Origin of the sequence: Roseateles agri (assembly GCF_034043675.1) — a bacterium.
Classification (GTDB): domain Bacteria; phylum Pseudomonadota; class Gammaproteobacteria; order Burkholderiales; family Burkholderiaceae_C; genus KK5.
This window is the reverse complement of the sequence record NZ_JAXCLA010000007.1, coordinates 271,075-289,256: the sequence shown is the minus strand read 5'-3', so window position 1 is coordinate 289,256 and position 18,182 is coordinate 271,075. Positions and strand designations below refer to the sequence as shown.

At 66.8% G+C, this 18,182-nt stretch carries 13 protein-coding genes; 11 read left to right on the top strand and 2 right to left on the bottom strand.

Going from position 1 to position 18,182, the window contains the following annotated elements; genetic code table 11:
• Positions 1-54: 54 nt before the first annotated feature.
• The 3 genes from SNE35_RS21715 (at position 55) to rpoD (ending at position 6,919) form a co-directional block, all read left to right on the top strand.
• Positions 55-2,397 carry a putative bifunctional diguanylate cyclase/phosphodiesterase gene (locus SNE35_RS21715; RefSeq protein WP_320425107.1) on the top strand — a complete coding sequence of 781 codons (2,343 nt, stop codon included), beginning with the start codon at positions 55-57 and terminating at the stop codon, positions 2,395-2,397.
• A gap of 4 nt (positions 2,398-2,401) precedes the next feature.
• Positions 2,402-4,327, top strand: a complete 1,926-nt coding sequence (gene dnaG, locus SNE35_RS21710) for a DNA primase (RefSeq protein WP_320425106.1) — start codon at positions 2,402-2,404, stop codon at positions 4,325-4,327.
• 357 nt (positions 4,328-4,684) lie between these two features.
• A complete protein-coding gene (gene rpoD, locus SNE35_RS21705) occupies positions 4,685-6,919 on the top strand; it encodes an RNA polymerase sigma factor RpoD (protein ID WP_320425105.1) in 2,235 nt (744 codons plus the stop codon).
• 64 nt (positions 6,920-6,983) lie between these two features.
• On the opposite strand, the gene SNE35_RS21700 is transcribed toward rpoD, so the two are convergent.
• Positions 6,984-7,679, bottom strand: coding sequence for a PEP-CTERM sorting domain-containing protein (locus SNE35_RS21700; RefSeq protein ID WP_320425104.1), 696 nt, complete (start codon positions 7,677-7,679; stop codon positions 6,984-6,986).
• A 204-nt stretch (positions 7,680-7,883) separates the two neighbouring features.
• Here SNE35_RS21700 and SNE35_RS21695 point away from each other — a divergent pair, with 204 nt between their 5' ends.
• The 7 genes from SNE35_RS21695 to SNE35_RS21665 all read left to right on the top strand — a co-directional run bounded on the left by SNE35_RS21695 (position 7,884) and on the right by SNE35_RS21665 (position 15,971).
• A complete protein-coding gene (locus tag SNE35_RS21695) occupies positions 7,884-8,846 on the top strand; it encodes an adenylate/guanylate cyclase domain-containing protein (RefSeq protein WP_320425103.1) in 963 nt (320 codons plus the stop codon).
• Positions 8,843-9,850 carry a ferrochelatase gene (hemH, locus tag SNE35_RS21690; RefSeq protein ID WP_320425102.1) on the top strand — a complete coding sequence of 336 codons (1,008 nt, stop codon included), beginning with the start codon at positions 8,843-8,845 and terminating at the stop codon, positions 9,848-9,850. The genes SNE35_RS21695 and hemH overlap by 4 nt, the downstream gene beginning before the upstream one ends.
• Complete coding sequence (locus tag SNE35_RS21685) at positions 9,847-10,248, top strand: RNA-binding S4 domain-containing protein (protein ID WP_320425101.1); 402 nt, start codon at positions 9,847-9,849, stop codon at positions 10,246-10,248. Before hemH ends, SNE35_RS21685 begins: the two co-directional genes overlap by 4 nt.
• Positions 10,249-10,384: 136 nt before the next feature.
• The gene (grpE, locus tag SNE35_RS21680) at positions 10,385-10,933 is read left to right on the top strand and encodes a nucleotide exchange factor GrpE (protein ID WP_320425100.1); all 549 of its coding nucleotides are present in this window, start codon (positions 10,385-10,387) and stop codon (positions 10,931-10,933) included.
• A gap of 81 nt (positions 10,934-11,014) precedes the next feature.
• Positions 11,015-12,964, top strand: a complete 1,950-nt coding sequence (gene dnaK, locus SNE35_RS21675) for a molecular chaperone DnaK (protein WP_320425099.1) — start codon at positions 11,015-11,017, stop codon at positions 12,962-12,964.
• Between the two features lie 102 nt (positions 12,965-13,066).
• Positions 13,067-14,218 (top strand): molecular chaperone DnaJ, encoded by a 1,152-nt coding sequence (dnaJ, locus tag SNE35_RS21670; RefSeq protein ID WP_320425098.1) that lies wholly within the window; start codon positions 13,067-13,069, stop codon positions 14,216-14,218.
• Between the two features lie 112 nt (positions 14,219-14,330).
• Entirely contained in the window at positions 14,331-15,971 is a 1,641-nt protein-coding gene (locus SNE35_RS21665) for a phosphoethanolamine transferase (protein WP_320425097.1), read from the top strand.
• A 9-nt stretch (positions 15,972-15,980) separates the two neighbouring features.
• On the opposite strand, the gene SNE35_RS21660 is transcribed toward SNE35_RS21665, so the two are convergent.
• Entirely contained in the window at positions 15,981-17,141 is a 1,161-nt protein-coding gene (locus SNE35_RS21660; RefSeq protein WP_320425096.1) for a PA0069 family radical SAM protein, read from the bottom strand.
• Positions 17,142-17,200: 59 nt separating this feature from the next.
• Between SNE35_RS21660 and SNE35_RS21655 the strand changes: the two genes are divergently transcribed.
• Entirely contained in the window at positions 17,201-18,133 is a 933-nt protein-coding gene (locus tag SNE35_RS21655; protein WP_320425095.1) for a LysR family transcriptional regulator, read from the top strand.
• The last annotated feature ends 49 nt before the right edge of the window (positions 18,134-18,182 follow it).

Here is an 18,182-nt window from a genome sequence, read left to right as displayed (position 1 = left end):
ATTGACGAGCGACGCCAGCCGTGCTGTGGCACGCACATCCGGCTTGATCGATCCATGCAGCACACCGCCCGATCTCCCGTCCTGCTATTGACGCTGGCCCTCGGCGCCGCCGCCCTCTGGCTCGGCGCCGGCGCGGCCGATCCCTTGCAGGGCTGGCGGCCAGCCGGGCACGGGTCGCTGATCGCGCTGCCTCTCGCCCTCTGCCTCGTACCGCTGCTCGCCTGGGCCCTGTTTGCACTGCGCCGGGACCTGCGCCAGCAGCAGGATCTGCTGGACAGCGCCGACATCGGCGTCGCGCTGTGGCAGCGCGTACGCACCGGCCCGATGGGCAAGGCCAAGGCTTCGCCCACCTGGCAGCGGATGACCGGCCAGTCGACACAAGAGGCGTCGACGCCCAGCGCGTGGCTGGATGCGGCCGCGCACCCGCTGGACTGCGAAGCGGCCCGCGGCGCCATCCATGCACTGCTGCTTGCCGGCAGCCCGCAGGATGAATACCGCGGGACGCTGAGGCTGCGCACGGAAGCCGGCTGGCGGCGTTGCGAACTCCATGCGCGCGTGCTGCGGCGCAACCGGCAGGGGCAGGCCTCGCAACTGGTCAGCCGGCTGTCCGACGTGACCTTGCAGTACACCGCCGCCGAGCGTGAGCGCATCAGTGCGGGCCTGTTCCAGCACCTGCAGGAAGGCGTGATGGTGACCGACCTCGAACTGCGCGCGCTGGATGCCAACCCGGCTTGTTGCCGCATGCTGGGCGTGACGCGCGAGGCGTTGCTGGGGCGCCTCGCGGCACCGCTGCGGCCCGAATCGGTGAAGCAGGCTGGACACGATCTGAGTCAGTTGCATGCGGTGCTGCGGGCCGGCGATGACTGGCGGGGCTGCGTCTCCACGACGCGCGCGGATGGTTCGACCTGCGTGCTGCAACTGAGCATCTCCACGATTCCAGAGCCGGACGGCCCGACGCGCTTCCACGTCGTCACCCTGGTCGACCTGACCCGCCAGTTGCGCCAGCAGCAGCAATTGGATCGCGAGTCGCGCTTCGACCCCTTGACCGGCCTGCCCAACCACGGCGAATTCATCCGCATGCTGCGTGCCGCCATGAGCGCGCCGGAACCGATGCGCTTGGCGGTCTGCCGCGTCGACCTGGACCGCTTCAAGCAGGTCAATGCTCAACGAGGCAGCGCCGCTGCCGACGCCCTGCTGATCCAGGCCGCCAAGCGGCTGGAGGCCGCGCTGCGCGGCGCCCAGGGCGGCCGCCGCTGGGCCGATGCCGTCGCCCGGCTGGACGGCGACGAGTTCGCGCTGATGTTGCGCGTCCACGATGCCGACGAGGCGCAGCGCGCCGTGGCCCGCCTGCTGAACGTGCTGCGCGCCCCCTACCCGCTGGAGTCGCTGGAGTCGGGCAGGCACGAAGCCGCGGCCGAGATCACCGCCAGCATCGGCGCCACCCTGTACCCGCAGGATGACGCCGACGCCGAGACCCTGCTGCGCCATGCCGGCCATGCGCTCTACCGCGCCAAGCACGCCGGCCGCAACGGCTACCGCTTCTTCGACACGGCCAAGCGGCTGCGCGACGAGGCTAGCCTGATCGAGCTGGCGCGCATCCAGCAGGCCCTGGACGACGAGGAACTGCGGCTGCACTTCCAGCCGAAGATCGACATGCAGTCCGGCCGCGTGCTGGGCATGGAAGCGTTGCTGCGTTGGCAGCACCCGGAGCGCGGCCTGCTGGCGCCGGGCGAGTTCCTGCCGCTGGTCGAGCACACCGGCCTGGCCGTGCAGATTGGCGATTGGGTGATCGAGCAGGCCCTGAAGCAGGTCGCCCTATGGCTGGAACAGGGTCTGGGGCTGGAGGTCAGCGTCAACGTCACCGCCCGCCAGTTGCAGACACCGGACTTCGCCCAGCGCCTGCAGGAGCTGATCGCCCGGCACCAGCGACCCGTGGCGCCGTATCTGAGCCTGGAAGTGCTCGAATCGGCGGCGCTGGCCGATGTGCAGGCCGCGCACGAGCTGATCCAGCGCTGCCGCACGTTCGGCGTGCGCTTCGCGCTGGACGATTTCGGCACCGGCTACTCCACGCTGACCTACCTGAAGAAACTGCCGGTCGACGCCCTGAAGATCGACCGCTCCTTCGTCCAGCACATGCTGACCGACGCCCAGGACATGGCACTGGTCGAAGGCGTGATCGGCCTGGCGCGGCATTTCGGAGCCGAGGTGATCGCCGAAGGCGTCGAATCCGCCGCCCACGCCCGCGCGCTGCTGCGCCTGGGTTGCCAGCTAGGCCAGGGCAACGGCATCGCCGCAGCCATGCCGGCCGCCGACGTGCCGGGCTGGGTCGAGGCCTTCTCGCGCTCGCCCTGGCTGGACAGCACCAACCCGGGGCCGCGCCGGCAAGCCCTAAACTGAGAGGGTGATCCCACCCGGCTTTATCCAGGACCTGCTGTCCCGCCTCGACATCGTCGAGGTGGTAGGTCGTCATGTCGAGCTCAAGAAGGCCGGCATCAACCACAAGGGCCTGTGCCCCTTCCACGGCGAGAAATCGCCCAGCTTCATCGTCAGCCCGAGCCGGCAGACCTACCACTGCTTCGGCTGCGGCGTGCACGGCAACGCCATCGGTTTCCTGATGGAACACACCGGCGCCGGCTTCGTCGAGGCGGTGGAAGACCTGGCTCAACAGGCCGGCATGCAGGTGCCGCAGGACGAGCGCTCGGCCGAGGAACGCGCCCGCGCCCAGGAGCAGAAAGCGCGGCAGGCCAGCCTGACCGAGCTGCTCGAACGCGCCGCGCAGCACTACCAAGCCCAGCTTCGCAAAGCCCCGCGGGCGATCGATTACCTGAAGAACCGCGGCCTGACCGGCCAGATCGCCAAGCAGTTCGGCCTCGGCTTCTCGCCGGACGGCTGGAACAAGCTGGCCAGCGCCTTCCCTGATTACGCGGACCCGAAGCTGGTCGAATCCGGCCTCGTCATTGAGGGCGACGAGGGCAAGCGTTACGACCGCTTCCGCGACCGGGTCATGTTCCCGATCCGCAATGTCCGTGGCGAGACGATCGGCTTCGGCGGCCGCGTGCTCGACAAGGGCGAACCCAAGTACCTGAACTCGCCGGAGACGCCGGTCTTCCACAAAGGCCAGGAGCTCTACGGCCTGTTCGAAGGCCTCCCCGGCATCCGCCAGCGCGGCTACGCGCTGGTCGTCGAAGGCTATATGGATGTCGTCGCGCTGGCGCAGAGCAGCTTCGGCAATGCCGTCGCCACACTGGGCACCGCCTGCACGGCTGAGCACGTGCAGAAGCTGTTCCGCTTCACCGAATCGGTCGTCTTCAGCTTCGACGGCGATGCCGCCGGCCGCCGCGCCGCCGGCCGCGCGCTGGAGGCCGCTTTGCCGCACGCCACCGACACGCGCAGCATCAAGTTCCTGTTCCTGCCCACCGAGCATGATCCGGATTCCTATGTGCGCGAATTCGGCGCCGAGGCCTTCGAGCACTACGTCGAAGATGCCGTGCCGCTATCGCGCCAGCTGATGGATGCCTCGGCCGAAGGCTGCGATCTCGGCACCGCCGAGGGCCGTGCCCGAATGCTTGCCAACGCGCGACCGCTGTGGAGCGCCCTGCCCGCCGGCCTGCTGAAGCGCCAATTGCTGGGCGAACTGGCGCGCCGCGCGCAGCTGCCCGAGCAGGAATTGATGGCGCTGTGGCCCTCCGGTGCCGCCGAGCGCCCGCCGCGTCGCGACGACATTCCCTACGACGACATCCCGCACGGCGACATCGACTACGCCGCCGAGGCCCCGCCCGACCCCTATGGCACGCCCGCAGCGCGGCCCTGGAAGAAGAAGACCGAGTGGAAGAAGGACTGGAAGCCCAGCGGCGGCGGCAAATGGAAGGGCCGCCAGCCCGAGGACGAAACACTAGGCATGCCTCGTAAGCGACCGGTCGGTCAGGCTGAACACGCGCTGACCATGCTGCTGCTCAACAGCCAATGGTGGGAGTTGCTGAGCCAGGAGGAGCACCTCACACTATTCGGGCTGGACAGCCCCTTCGACGAGATCCTCGCCTGGCTTGACTGGTATCTGACCGAACACGGCGCCACACCTTGGGCCGTGCTGGAAGTCGCGCTGGCGGAAACCGCGCATGCGGAGCCTGCCAAGCGCTTGCTTCAGAGCGTGCACGCCCAGCAGGACATGTCCTTGGAGATTCTGCGGATCGCCGTTCGCAAATTGCGGATCGCCGATCTGGAAACCGAAGCAGCACGTCTCAGCCAAGATCCAGAGAATCTTCGCCACGTCCAGGCGCTGCGCTTGGAAATCAACGGTTTAAAAGCGCTCGCTACGATAGCAACATGACATCGCTTCGATTTGTCTGTTGTTCCAGTCTATAATTAAGGGTTTCCGCGCGCGTCAAGAGTAACGGCAAGCACTTCCGGACCCGGCCCCCCAGCAGAACACTGGGCCCCGCACAAGCGGCCACTTCTATCCGCCAAGGCTTGCAAACACAAACGTTCACGCCAGCTTGCACGCGCCACGCCTTGAAGCGGCCGGGTTGACCCTCAGCTTCGACAAGGTGAGCCGCCTGGGCCGAGCTCCGCAAGTGCAAAGCATTGCGCAGTAAACGGCCCCAGGTGGCTGCTGCATTGGCCGCTCAAAAATATTTTTGTTTCCCCCTCGTCGCCGCTCGACGCCAACCTTCCGAGGATCGCCTGCATGACCGCCAAGAAAACCACCGCTCCTGAAGCCGACGAAACCAAGAAGACCGCCAAGGTCGTCCGGGTTTCCAAGGCCGCGGCGAAGACGCCCAGCGTGGCATCGACGGAGGTGGCCGTCGAGGACAAGCCCAAGCGCGGCCGCAAGCCGAAGGCCGAGACGACGGCAGCAGCGACGAAGAAGTCCGGCAAGGCTGCCGCCGCGAGCGCCGACACGGAAGACGTTGACCTGTCCGATCTGGAAGAGGATCTGGAAGGCGAGCCGGAAGCCGACGTCGTTGCGGAGGAAACCACCGCCGAAGTCACGCCCAAGGCCAAGCCGTTGCGCATGAAGGTCAGCCGCGCCAAGGAGCGCGCGCTGATGCGCGAGTTCGGCCTGGAGGAAACGGCGCTGACCGAAGAGGAAGCCGCCAAGCGCCGCCACGAGCTGAAGACGCTCATCAAGATGGGCAAGACCCGTGGTTTCTTGACCCATCAGGAAATCAACGACCACTTGCCCGAGAAGCTGGTCAACGAGGAAATCCTCGAAGCCATCATCTCGATGCTCAACGACATGGGTATCGCCGTCTACGAGCAGGCCCCTGACGCCGCCACGCTCCTGATCCAAGGCAATTCCTCGCCCACGGCGACCGAAGAAGAAGCCGAAGAAGCCGCCGAAGCCGCGCTCTCCACCGTCGACTCCGAATTCGGCCGCACGACCGACCCGGTGCGCATGTACATGCGCGAAATGGGCACGGTAGAACTGCTGACTCGCGAAGGCGAAATCGAAATCGCCAAGCGCATCGAAGGCGGCCTACAGGCCATGATGCTGGCCATCTCGGCCTCGCCGACGACGATCGCGCACATCCTCGAGTTCTCCACCAAGATCCGCGCCGGCGAGATGCAGATCTCCGAAGTCGTGGACGGCTTCGTCGCCGCCGACGAGGCGGACGACTACGTGGCCGAAGAAGACTTTGACGAGTTCGACGAGGAAGACGACGACGACGGCAACGGCGGTTCCAAGGCACTGACCAAGAAGCTGGAAGAGCTGAAGAACGCCGCGCTGGTGAAGCTGGACAGCCTGGCTGGCAACTTCGACAAGATGCGCAAGGCCTTCGAGAAGGACGGCTACAAGTCGGCCAACTACAACAAGGCCCAGCAGGCGATCAGCCAGGAGCTGATGACGATCCGCTTCACCGTCAAGACGATCGAGAAGCTGTGCGACATCCTGCGCTCGCAGGTGGATGACGTACGCCGCTACGAGCGCGAACTGCGCAAGATCGTGGTGGACAAGTGCGGCATGCCGCAGGAGCACTTCATCAAGACCTTCCCGCCCAACGCGCTGAACCGCCAGTGGGCCGAGAAGGAAGTCGCCGCCGGCAAGCCCTACTCCGCCGTGCTGAGCCGCAACCTGCCGGCCGTGCAGGAACTGCAGCAGAAGCTGATCGACATCCAGGCCAAGGCCGTCGTTCCAATTGATGACCTGAAGGACATCAACAAGAAGATGAACGAGGGCGAGAAGGCCAGCCGCGACGCGAAGAAGGAAATGATCGAGGCCAACCTGCGCCTCGTGATCTCCATCGCCAAGAAGTACACCAATCGCGGCCTGCAGTTCCTCGACCTGATCCAGGAAGGCAATATCGGCCTGATGAAGGCGGTGGACAAGTTCGAATACCGCCGCGGCTACAAGTTCTCGACCTACGCCACGTGGTGGATCCGCCAAGCGATCACCCGCTCGATCGCCGACCAGGCCCGCACGATCCGCATCCCGGTCCACATGATCGAGACGATCAACAAGATGAACCGCATCTCGCGCCAGCATCTGCAGGAGTTCGGCTACGAGCCGGACGCCCCGACGCTGGCCGAGAAGATGGAGATCCCCGAGGACAAGATCCGCAAGATCATGAAGATCGCCAAGGAGCCGATCTCGATGGAAACCCCCATCGGCGACGACGACGACTCCCACCTGGGCGACTTCATCGAGGACACCAACAACACCGCGCCGATCGAAGCCGCCATGCAGGCCGGCCTGCGCGACGTGGTGAAGGACATCCTCGACTCGCTGACCCCGCGCGAGGCCAAGGTGTTGCGCATGCGCTTCGGCATCGAGATGAGCACGGACCACACGCTGGAAGAAGTCGGCAAGCAGTTCGACGTCACCCGCGAGCGCATCCGCCAGATCGAAGCCAAGGCGATCCGCAAGCTGAAGCACCCGAGCCGTTCGGACAAGCTGCGTACGTATCTGGACAACCTGTAAAAGGTTTCCGCAAATGACAAAGGGCCGGAGATTCTCCGGCCCTTTGTTCTTTTTCAGCCCTCGCTTACTTGCGTTGGCGGCGGCGCACGCCCAGCGCGGCCGCCAGCGCCGCACCCGCCAGGCTCAGGCTGCCCGGCTCCGGCACGTTCTGCAGCAAAGTGACCTGCATCTGGTCCTGCCCGGTCGGGCTGTAGTACTTGGTCAGTTGCACGTCGGTCACGCTCACCGTGCCCAGTTCATCCAGCCAGGTGCTCGCCTGCGCCAGCGCCAGATCGCCCTCGGAAGCGGTACGGCTGGTGCTGCGGCTGGCCGTGAAGCGGCCGGCCCCCAGGTCGAGGCCCGAGTCCTGCATGATTTCCCAGGTAGCCAACTGCGCCGCGGCTGCCTTGACGTCGGTATCGATCACGCCGGCCAGCGTGAACAGGCGACGCAGGTCGAGATCCTGCGCAGCCGTGAAACCGTGGGCGGAGCCCACCGGCGCGACCTTGTAATCGGTGTACTGCTGACCCATGTAGATGAAGGCGTCGTACTCCACGCAGAAGGTGGTGATGGTCTGCTTCGACGCGCCAGTGCCGACGGTCAGCGTCAGCGGGCCCGCCCAGCTCGATTGATCCAGCAACTGGCCCGACTTGCTGTAGAGCTGGGTCTGCACATCGGCGCCCAGCGAAGTGCCGGTAAGCATGACGGCATCCGCGTGTGCGGCGGAAGCCACGCTCAAGGCAAGGGCGGCAATGCCGGCAATGGTGAACAAGCGCTGCATGAAAGGCCTTCTGAATTCGGTCTGTCTTGAATCGAGACCGCAGTGTCCGAGGAGGCCTGCATGCACGCATCCCGCGACTCCGGTGGCCGCCGACGCGGAACGACAACTTGTTGGCACTTCGTGCCCGCATCCTTCACCCCATGATCCCGGGGATGCCCCGCTACACTGTGAAAAGTTTCACACCCCCACGCCTGACTCCGCGCCATGACCGAAATCCGTGAGTTGACCGTTCTGTTTGCCGACTTGCGCGGCAGCACCGGCCTCTACGAGACCTTGGGCAACGCCGAAGCCAGCGCCGTCGTCACGCATGCGGTAAGCCAGATCGGCCGCGCCGTGGATGAATGCGGCGGCAGGCTGATCAAGACCTTGGGCGATGGGCTGATGGCCGTGTTCTCGTCGCCGCGCGACGCGGTGAAGTCCGCGGCCCGCATGCATGACTTCCTGGAAAAGGTCGTCTCGCGCGGCAAGCGGCAGTCTTCGCCGGGCCTGCGCGGCCTGCGCATGCAGGTGGCGCTGGCGCGAGGCGAAGTCGTGGAGATGGGCGGTGACTGCTTCGGCGATGCCGTCAACGTGGCGGCCCGCCTGCTCGACCACGCCAGCGACAACGAGACGCTGATCACCGACGAAGTCCTGGCCGGCCTGCCCAGCCAGCTCAAGAACCGCTTCCGCAGCCTCGACCTGATCGCCGTGCGCGGCCGTGCCGAGCCGGTCCATGTGCATGTGCTGGACAAGCCCAGCGTCGGCGACCAGCCGGCCACGCAGTTCGGCGAGGTCGTCCACAGCACCGAGCCCGACGGCATCCGCCTCGTCTGGCTGGACCTGGACCGCGTGTTCGACATCGACAGCATGCCCGTCGTGCTCGGCCGCAGCGTGCAGGCCACCTACTGCATCACCGACGGGCGCGTCTCCCGCTCGCATGCCCGTATCGAATGGCATGGCGGTAGCTTCTCGATCACCGACCTCTCCTACAACGGCACCTTCGTGCGCTTCGGTGCCGATGGCGAGATCGTCAGCCTGAAGCGCGGCGGCTGCACCTTGCACGGCAGCGGCGCGATCGGCCTGGGCAGCCCGCCCAGCGAACTGGCCTCGCCGACGGTGCGCTTCGAGGTGCTCCACTTCGCCGACACCGAACCGCTGGCACTGGGCCAGTCGCGCTCCCGCCGATGACGAATCCTCCCGATACCGCGGCGCCCACGACGGCGCTGCTGCTGTGCAACCTCGGCACGCCCGACGCACCGACCGCCCCCGCCCTGCGCCGCTATCTGGCCGAGTTCCTCAGCGACCGGAGAGTCGTCGAGATCCCGCGGCTGGCCTGGCTGCCGATCCTGCACGGCATCATCCTGCGCACGCGGCCGAAGAAATCCGCCGCCAAGTACGCCTCGGTCTGGATGCCCGAGGGCTCGCCGCTGAAGGTCTGGACCGAACGCCAGGCCAAGCTGCTGCAGGGCTTCCTCGGTGAACGCGGCCACCGCCTCACCGTGCGCTACGCGATGCGCTACGGCAGCCCCGCCATCGGCAGCGTGCTCGACCAACTCCGCGCCGAAGGCATCGAGCGCGTGCTGGTGCTGCCCGCCTATCCGCAGTACTGCGGCGCGACCACCGGCAGCGTCACCGATGCCATCGCCCAGTGGGTGCTGAAGACCCGTGCACTGCCCGAGCTGCGCTTCGTCAACCGCTATCACGGGGAGCCGGCCTACATCAACGCGCTGGCCGACAGCGTGCGCCGGCACTGGCAGGCCAACGGCCAGCCCGAGCGCCTGGTGATGAGCTTCCACGGCATGCCTGCGCGCACCACCACGCTCGGCGACCCCTACCACGCCGAGTGCCTGGAGACCGGCCTGCGCCTGGCCCAGGCGCTGAACCTGAAGGCCGAGCAGTTCCTCGTCACCTTCCAGAGCCGCTTCGGCAAGGCGAAGTGGCTGGAGCCCTACACCGAGCCCAGCCTCGTCCGACTCGCCAAGGAAGGCATTGCCTCGGTCGACGTGATCTGCCCCGGCTTCGCCGCCGACTGCCTGGAAACGCTGGAAGAGATCGACCAGGAAGCCCGGCAAGCCTTCATCGTGGCCGGCGGCAAGCGCTTCGGCTACATCCCCTGCCTCAACGACAGCGAGCCGGGCATGCGCGCCCTGGTGGCCGTGGCTGAGAAGCACCTGCAAGGCTGGGCGCCATGAGCGACGGACTCCGTCTGGACAAATGGCTGTGGGCTGCGCGCTTCTACAAGACCCGCGCGCTGGCCGTCGAGGAGATCGGCAAGGGCCGGGTGACGATCAACGGCCAGGCGGCCAAGGCCTCCCGCGACATGAAGCTCGGGGACGTCGTGCAGCTGCGCCAGGGCGTGATCCAGCGCGAAGTCGTCGTGCGCGGGCTCTCGCACGTGCGCGGACCGGCGCCGCAGGCTCAGGCCTTGTACGAGGAAACGGCCGCCAGCGTGGCCGCCCGCGAGAAGGCGGCCGAACAGCGCCGCATGGCGCCGGAGCCGGCCCAGACGATCACCCAGGGCCGCCCGACCAAGCAGGACCGCCGCCGCCTCGCCGACTGGGGCGACCGCTGGAGCGCCGAGATCGATTGAGATAATCCCCGGCTCATAGCACCGCGGGAAATCCCGGTAAAAAAGTTTCAAATTCCCCCTCTTGAAAAGCGGGGCATCAAGCCTACATGGGGCGGATCGCCCGTTTTGGCATTGCTTTTCCTTGCCGTTCCGAATCATGACGACAGACAACACGAATCCCGAATCCGCCGCGACGCCCGCCGACCACGCAGAGGCGCCTGACGCCGCCAGCGCAGCGCCCCCGGAAAGCCAGATCGCCACGCTGGAAGCCCGCCTGGCCGAGATGTCGGACGCTTACATGCGCGCCAAAGCCGAGGTCGAGAACACCCGCCGCCGTGCCGACGAGGACATGAGCAAGGCGCGCAAGTTCGCCGTCGAATCGTTCGCCGAAGCGCTGCTGCCGGTGATGGACAGCATGGAAGCCGCGATCGTGTCGGCCACCACCGCCCCGGAAACCAAGGTCGAGACGGTGCTCGAAGGCGTCCACGCCACCAAGCGCCAGCTGGCCGCCGCGCTGGAGCGCAACAAGGTGCTGGAGATCAACCCGCCAGCCGGCACAAAGTTCGACCCGCACCAGCACCAGGCCATCAGCATGGTGCCCGCCGAGCAGGACGCCAACACGGTCGTGGCCGTGCTGCAAAAGGGCTATTCGATCGCCGACCGCACGCTGCGTCCGGCCCTCGTTACCGTGGCCGCGCCCAAATAAATGCACGCTTGACCGCCTTGAAACAGGGCGAGTTATCCACAGCTTAAGAACATCGAATTCCACAGATCCAAGGAGCAGAACATGGGAAAAATCATCGGCATTGACCTCGGCACCACGAACTCGTGCGTGGCGGTCATGGAAGGCAACACGACGCGCGTGATCGAGAACGCCGAAGGCGCTCGCACGACCCCGTCGATCATTGCCTACCAGGAAGACGGCGAGATCCTCGTCGGTGCCTCGGCCAAGCGCCAGTCGGTCACCAACCCGCGCAACACGCTGTACGCGGTGAAGCGCCTGATCGGCCGCAAGTTCACCGAGAAGGAAGTGCAGAAGGACATCGACTTGATGCCCTACACGATCGCTGCCGCCGACAACGGCGACGCCTGGGTGGAAGTGCGCGGCAAGAAGTTCGCGCCCCCGCAGGTCAGCGCTGAAGTGCTGCGCAAGATGAAGAAGACCGCCGAGGACTATCTCGGCGAGGAAGTGACCGAAGCCGTGATCACGGTGCCGGCCTACTTCAACGACGCCCAACGTCAAGCGACGAAGGACGCCGGCCGCATCGCCGGCCTGGACGTCAAGCGCATCATCAACGAGCCCACCGCCGCGGCCCTGGCCTTCGGCCTGGACAAGCACGGCAAGGGCGACCGCAAGATCGCCGTCTATGACCTCGGCGGCGGAACCTTCGACGTTTCCATCATCGAGATCGCGGACGTCGACGGCGAGAAGCAGTTCGAAGTGCTGTCGACCAACGGCGACACCTTCCTGGGCGGCGAAGACTTCGACCAGCGCATCATCGACTACATCATCGGCGAGTTCAAAAAGGACCAGGGCGTCGACCTGACCAAGGACGTGCTGGCCCTGCAGCGCCTGAAGGAAGCGGCCGAGAAGGCGAAGATCGAGCTGTCCAACAGCAGCCAGACCGACGTCAACCTGCCCTACATCACCGCCGACGCCACCGGCCCGAAGCATCTGAACGTCAAGCTGACCCGCGCCAAGCTGGAGTCGCTGGTGGACGAGCTGATCGAGCGCACGATCGCTCCCTGCCGCACGGCCATCAAGGACGCCGGCGTCTCGGTCTCGGCCATCGACGACGTGATCCTGGTCGGCGGCATGACCCGCATGCCCAAGGTGCAGGAGAAGGTCAAGGAGTTCTTCGGCAAGGAGCCGCGCAAGGACGTCAACCCTGACGAAGCCGTGGCCGTGGGCGCCGCGATCCAGGGCCAGGTCCTGGGCGGCGAGCGCAAGGACGTGCTGCTGCTGGACGTCACCCCGCTGAGCCTGGGCATCGAAACCCTGGGCGGCGTGATGACCAAGATGATCGCCAAGAACACGACGATCCCGACCAAGTTCAGCCAGACCTTCTCCACCGCCGACGACAACCAGCCGGCCGTGACGATCAAGGTCTACCAGGGCGAGCGCGAGCTGGCCCAGGCGAACAAGTCGCTCGGCGAGTTCAACCTCGAAGGCATCCCGCCGGCACCGCGCGGCACGCCGCAGATCGAGGTGAGCTTCGACATCGACGCCAACGGCATCCTGCACGTCGGCGCCAAGGACAAGGGCACCGGCAAGGAAAACAAGATCACCATCAAGGCGAACTCGGGCCTCTCCGAAGCCGAGATCGAGAAGATGGTGAAGGACGCCGAGGCCAATGCCGCCGAGGACAAGAAGAAGGTCGAACTCGTGACCGCCAAGAACCAGGCCGACGGCATGGTCCACAGCGTGCGCAAGTCGCTGCAGGAGCATGGCGACAAGCTCGAGGCTGGCGACAAGGAAAAGATCGAGGCCGCGCTGAAGGACACCGAGGAAGCGATCAAGGGCGACGACAAGGCCGACATCGAGGCCAAGACCGAAGCGCTGATGGCTGCCAGCCAGAAGCTCGGCGAGAAGGTCTATGCCGAGACGCAGGGTGCGCAAGCAGCCGCTGCAGCCGCAGCGGGTGCCGAGCAGCCCCAGGCGACCCCGGCCGGCAAGCCTGCGGATGACGACAACGTCGTCGACGCCGAGTTCAAGGAAGTCAAGGACACCAAGTAAGGCCGGCCCGATAGAGTCCGAACGCCGCGTCGAGGCCCGTCAAAAGGCCTGGCGCGGCGATTCCGTTGGAGAGGGAAACCCGGAAAGCTGCGAAGGCCAAAAATGGCAAAGCGTGACTACTACGAAGTCCTCGGCGTCGCCAAGAACGCGCCCGAGGACGAGATCAAGAAGGCCTACCGCAAGCTGGCCATGAAGTTCCACCCTGACCGCAATCAGGGTGAAGGCGCCAAGGCCGCCGAAGAGAAATTCAAGGAGGCCAAGGAGGCCTACGAGATGCTCTCCGACGCGCAGAAGCGCGCGGCCTACGACCAGTACGGCCACGCCGGCGTCGACCCCAACGCGGGCGGCTTCCGCGGCGGCCCGGGCCAGGAAGGTTTCGGCGGCTTCGCCGAGGCCTTCGGCGACATCTTTGGCGACATCTTCGGCGGCCAGGGCGGCGGCCGGCGTGCCGGCGGCGGCGGCCAGCAGGTCTACCGCGGCAGCGACCTCAGCTACGCGATGGAGATCACGCTGGAGGAAGCCGCCAAGGGCAAGGAAACGCAGATCCGCATCCCCTCGTGGGAAAGCTGCGAGACCTGCAAGGGCTCGGGGGCAAAACCTGGCACCAGCGCCAAGACCTGCGGCTCCTGCCAGGGCTCGGGCACGGTGCATATGCGCCAGGGCTTCTTCTCGATCCAGCAGACCTGCCCGCACTGCCACGGCACCGGCAAGATCATTCCCGAGCCCTGCACCACCTGCAACGGCCAGGGCAAGGTCAAGAAGAGCAAGACGCTGGAAGTCAAGATACCGGCCGGCATCAACGAAGGCATGCGCATCCGCTCCGCCGGCAACGGCGAGCCGGGCGTCAACGGCGGCCCGCCGGGCGATCTCTACATCGAGATCCGGATGAAGCCGCACGACATCTTCGAGCGCGACGGCGACGACCTGCACTGCACGATGCCGGTCGGCCTGACCACGGCCACGCTGGGCGGCAGCATCGAGGTGCCGACCCTGGGCGGCAAGGCCGAGATCGAGCTGCCCGAAGGCACGCAGCACGGCAAGACCTTCCGCCTGCGCGGCAAGGGCATCAAGGGCGTGCGCTCCAGCTACCCGGGCGACCTGTACTGCCACATCGCGATCGAGACGCCCGTCAAGCTCACCGAGTACCAGCGCAAGCTGATGAAGGACCTGGACAAGAGCTTCCGCGAAGGCGGCGACCGGCACTCGCCGAACGCCAAGAGCTGGACCGACAAGGTCAAGGATCTGTTCAAGTAAACCGTTCGTTGCATAACGAAACGTTCAAGCGCCATGACCCGGCCGGGCATGGCGCTTTTTCATGCCCGGTGCTGAGCCACAATCGCCCACTTCTCGAACCCCGGTCCGACGCATGCGCCTCCCTCCGCTGAAATCCCCGCTCACGATCGCCTGGCTGGCCTCGCTCTGGATGGGCCTGCTGTGCAACTGGCCGCTGTGGCAGAAGCTGGCCTCGCTGCCCGAACTCGACAACGCGCGCGGCCACCTGTTCATCGGCGTGTTCTGCGCCTTCGTCGTGGCGCTGCAGGGCGGCTTGCTGAGCCTGTTCGCCTGGCGGGCGACGATCAAGCCGGTGTTGACGGTCGTGCTGCTGGCTGCCGCGGCGCTGGCCTACTTCATCGGCAGCTACGGCATCGTGATGGACCCGACGATGGTCATCAACACGCTGCAGACCGATGCGCGCGAGACGCGCGACCTGCTGAACCTGCGCCTGGCGGCTTCACTGCTCGTGCTGGCCGGCCTGCCGCTGCTGGTGATCTGGCGCCTCAAGCTCACGCAGACGCTGTGGCCGCGGCGGCTCGGCTGGAACCTGATCGGCTTCGTCGGTGGCATCGTCGTCAGCGCGCTGCTGATCCTCGCCACCTTCGCCGACTTCGCTGCCACGATGCGCAGCTACCCGACGATGCGCTACATGATCACGCCGGTCAACGCGTTCTACTCGCTCGCAGCTGTGGCCGCGCGCTCCGGCGCCAAGCCCAAGGGCCCGCCGCAGGTGATCGGCGCGGACGCGAAGCTGGCGTCCCGCCCGGCGGGAACGAAGCCGCCGCTGCTGCTGCTGGTCGTCGGCGAGACCGCGCGCGCAGCGAACTTCGCACTGGATGGTTACTCGCGGCCGACCACGCCCGAGCTGGCGAAGCTGCCGGTGCTCAACTTCAGCAAGGCCACATCCTGCGGCACCAGCACGGCCGCTTCGCTGCCCTGCATGTTCTCGCCGCTGGGCCGCGAGGAATTCGTCAAGCAGAAGAACGACCAGGAAACGCTGATGGACGTGCTGCAGCGCGCCGGCCTGGCCGTGTTGTGGGTGGACAACCAGAGCGGCTGCAAGGGCATCTGCGACCGCGTGCCGAACAGCCCCACCGCCAAGCTGCCCGAGGGCGCGCCGGCGCTGCCCGCGGGCCTGTGCGACGGCGAGGAATGCCTGGACATGTCGCTGCTGCACGGCCTGGACGAACGGCTCGCCGCGCTGGACCCGGAGCGCGCGAAGCGCGGCGTCGTGCTGGTGCTGCACCAGATGGGCAGCCACGGCCCCGCCTACTACAAGCGCTCGCCGCCGGACCGCAAGCCCTTCATGCCCGAGTGCACGACCAACGCGCTGCAGCAGTGCCCGCGCGAACAGGTCGTCAACGGCTACGACAACTCGATCGCCTACACCGACCACGTGCTCGCCAGCGCGATCGGCTGGCTGCAGGGCCGCGAGAAGGACTTCGCCACGCGGATGTACTACGTCTCCGACCACGGCGAATCGCTGGGCGAGAACAACCTCTACCTGCACGGCGTGCCCTACGCCGTGGCACCGGAGGAGCAGAAGCACGTGCCGATGGTGCTGTGGCTAGGGCAAGACCTGGCCCCGGTGACTGACTGCCTGAAGGCCAAGCTGGATCAGCCGGCCTCGCACGACAACCTGTTCCACACGGTGCTGGGCTTCATGGGCGTGCAGACGGCGCTGTACAAGCCCGAGCAGGACCTGCTCGCGTCCTGCACCACCAAGCACTGAACCGCCGGCTCAGAACAGCTCGCCCTGCCCTGGGTCGACCTTGTCGGCCTTGGCAGACTGGCGTGAAGGCGGCTCCGGCCGCCTGAAGCGCCGCAGGTCCAGCCAGATCCGCTCGCGGTTCAAGCCCAGCCGCGCGCAGGCCTTGCGCATGCGCTGCGCCATCAGCTCGGCCCACAGGCCCTCGCCGGTCATGCGGGTGCCGAAGCGGGCGTCGTTGTCCTTGCCGCCGCGCATGTCGTGCAGCCGCGCCATCACGCGCGCGGCGCGGTCGGGGAAGTGCCGCTGCAGCCAGTCCTGGAACAGCGGGTTCACCTCCCAGGGCAGGCGCAATGGGATGCTGAAGGCCGTGCGCGCGCCGGCCTCGGTGGCGGCCTCCAGGATGCGCTCCAGCTCGGGCTCGTTGATGAACGGGATCAGCGGCGACACGCTGACGCCCACCGGCACGCCCGCCTCGGCCAAGGTCTTCACCGTGCGCAGCCGCCGGTGCGGCGCGGCCGCGCGCGGCTCCAGGATGCGCGCCAGATCGGGCTCCAGCGTGGTGATCGAGACGTAGATCGAGACGAGCTGCTGCGCGGCCATCGGCACGATCAGGTCCAGGTCGCGCTCGACGCCGCTGGACTTGGTCACCAGCGAGAAGGCATGCGAGCACTCGCTGAGCACCTCGACGATGCCCCGCGTGATGCCCAGCCGGCGCTCGACCGGTTGGTAGGCATCGGTGGCGGTGCCCAGGCACAGCGAGCGCGGCTCGTAGTGCCGGCTGGCGAAGGCAGCCCGCAGCCGTTCGGCGGCGTTGACCTTGGCGACGATCTTGGTTTCGAAGTCGAGGCCCGGCGACAGGTTCAGGTAGCTGTGCGTCGGCCGGGCGAAGCAGTAGATGCAGCCGTGCTCGCAGCCCCGATAGGGATTGATCGACTGCTCGAAGGAAATGTCCGGCGACTGGTTGGTCGACAGGATGCTCTTGGCGCGCTCCTCCAGGATCTCGGTGGCGGGCGGCAGGTGCTCCTCGCTGGCCGTCTGGTCCAGCGAGCCCCAGCCATCGTCGAACTGCTCGCGCGCCGCGTTCTCGAAGCGGTGCGCGATCACCCAGGCGCTGCCGCGGCCCCGCATCGATTCGGGCTGGAGGTAGAGCGGCCGGCTCTTGTCGACCGGCCGGAAAGATGACTTTGGCATACTGTTTATTTATACAGTATTTCGGGCCAGCCGGGCGCGGCGGCATAGGATGCGGCCCCATGACCTTCCACATCGACGAAGACATCACCTTCCGCAAGCTCGAGATCCTGCTGGCCTTCATGGAAGCCGGCAGCCTCGGGCGCACGGCCGAGAAGCTGGGCCTAAGCGCCGTCAGCGTGCACCGCGCGCTGCATTCGCTGGAGACCGGCGTGCGCTGCACCTTGTTCCGCCTGGAGGGCCGCAACCTGCTGCCCACCGATGCCGCCCACGCGCTGGCCGACGTCGGCAGCGAGGTGCTGCGCACGATGGCCGAGGGCATCCGCTCCACGCGCGAGATCGCCGGCTACGCGGCCGACCGCATCCGCATCGGCTCGCTCTATTCGCTGACCAGCCGCATCGTGCCGGCCCTGATCCGCGGGCTGAAGCTGCGCAAGCCCGACATCGATACCGACTTGGTGCTGGCCTCCAACGCCGATCTGCTGCTGAAGCTGCGCGACGGCGCGATCGACGCCGCGCTGATGGGTCAGCCCGTCGACGCGCCGGACCTCGAATCGCAGTTGCTGTTCGAGGACGACCTGTTCTTCGCCGCGCCCGCGGGCTCGCGCTTCGCGGGCCTGGCCAGCGTGGACCTGCACGACTGCCGCGACGAGCGCTTCGTCGCCCTCAGCGACGGCTTCGTCACCCGCTCGCGCTTCGACGAAGCCTTCGCCAACGCCGGCTTCAAGCCCAGCGTCACGATCACCACCGGCGACATCTTCTCGCTGATGAACCTCGTCAGCGGCGGCATCGGCTGCACCTTGCTGCCCGGCCGCGTGCGCGACGTGCTGCCGCCCGGCGTGCAGATGCTGGACATGCGCCCGCGCCAGCACAAGCTGCAGCGCGTCGTCGTCTGCTTCCTGCGCACGCGCGAGCGCGATCCGAACCTGCTCTCGCTGCTGGCGGCCAGCCGCAGCTATGCGGCCGAGCTGACGGCCACTCGGGATAACCCCTGATCCTTTCGTTCCTCGAAACGATCGCCGACCCCGCTTGATTGATGGGGCT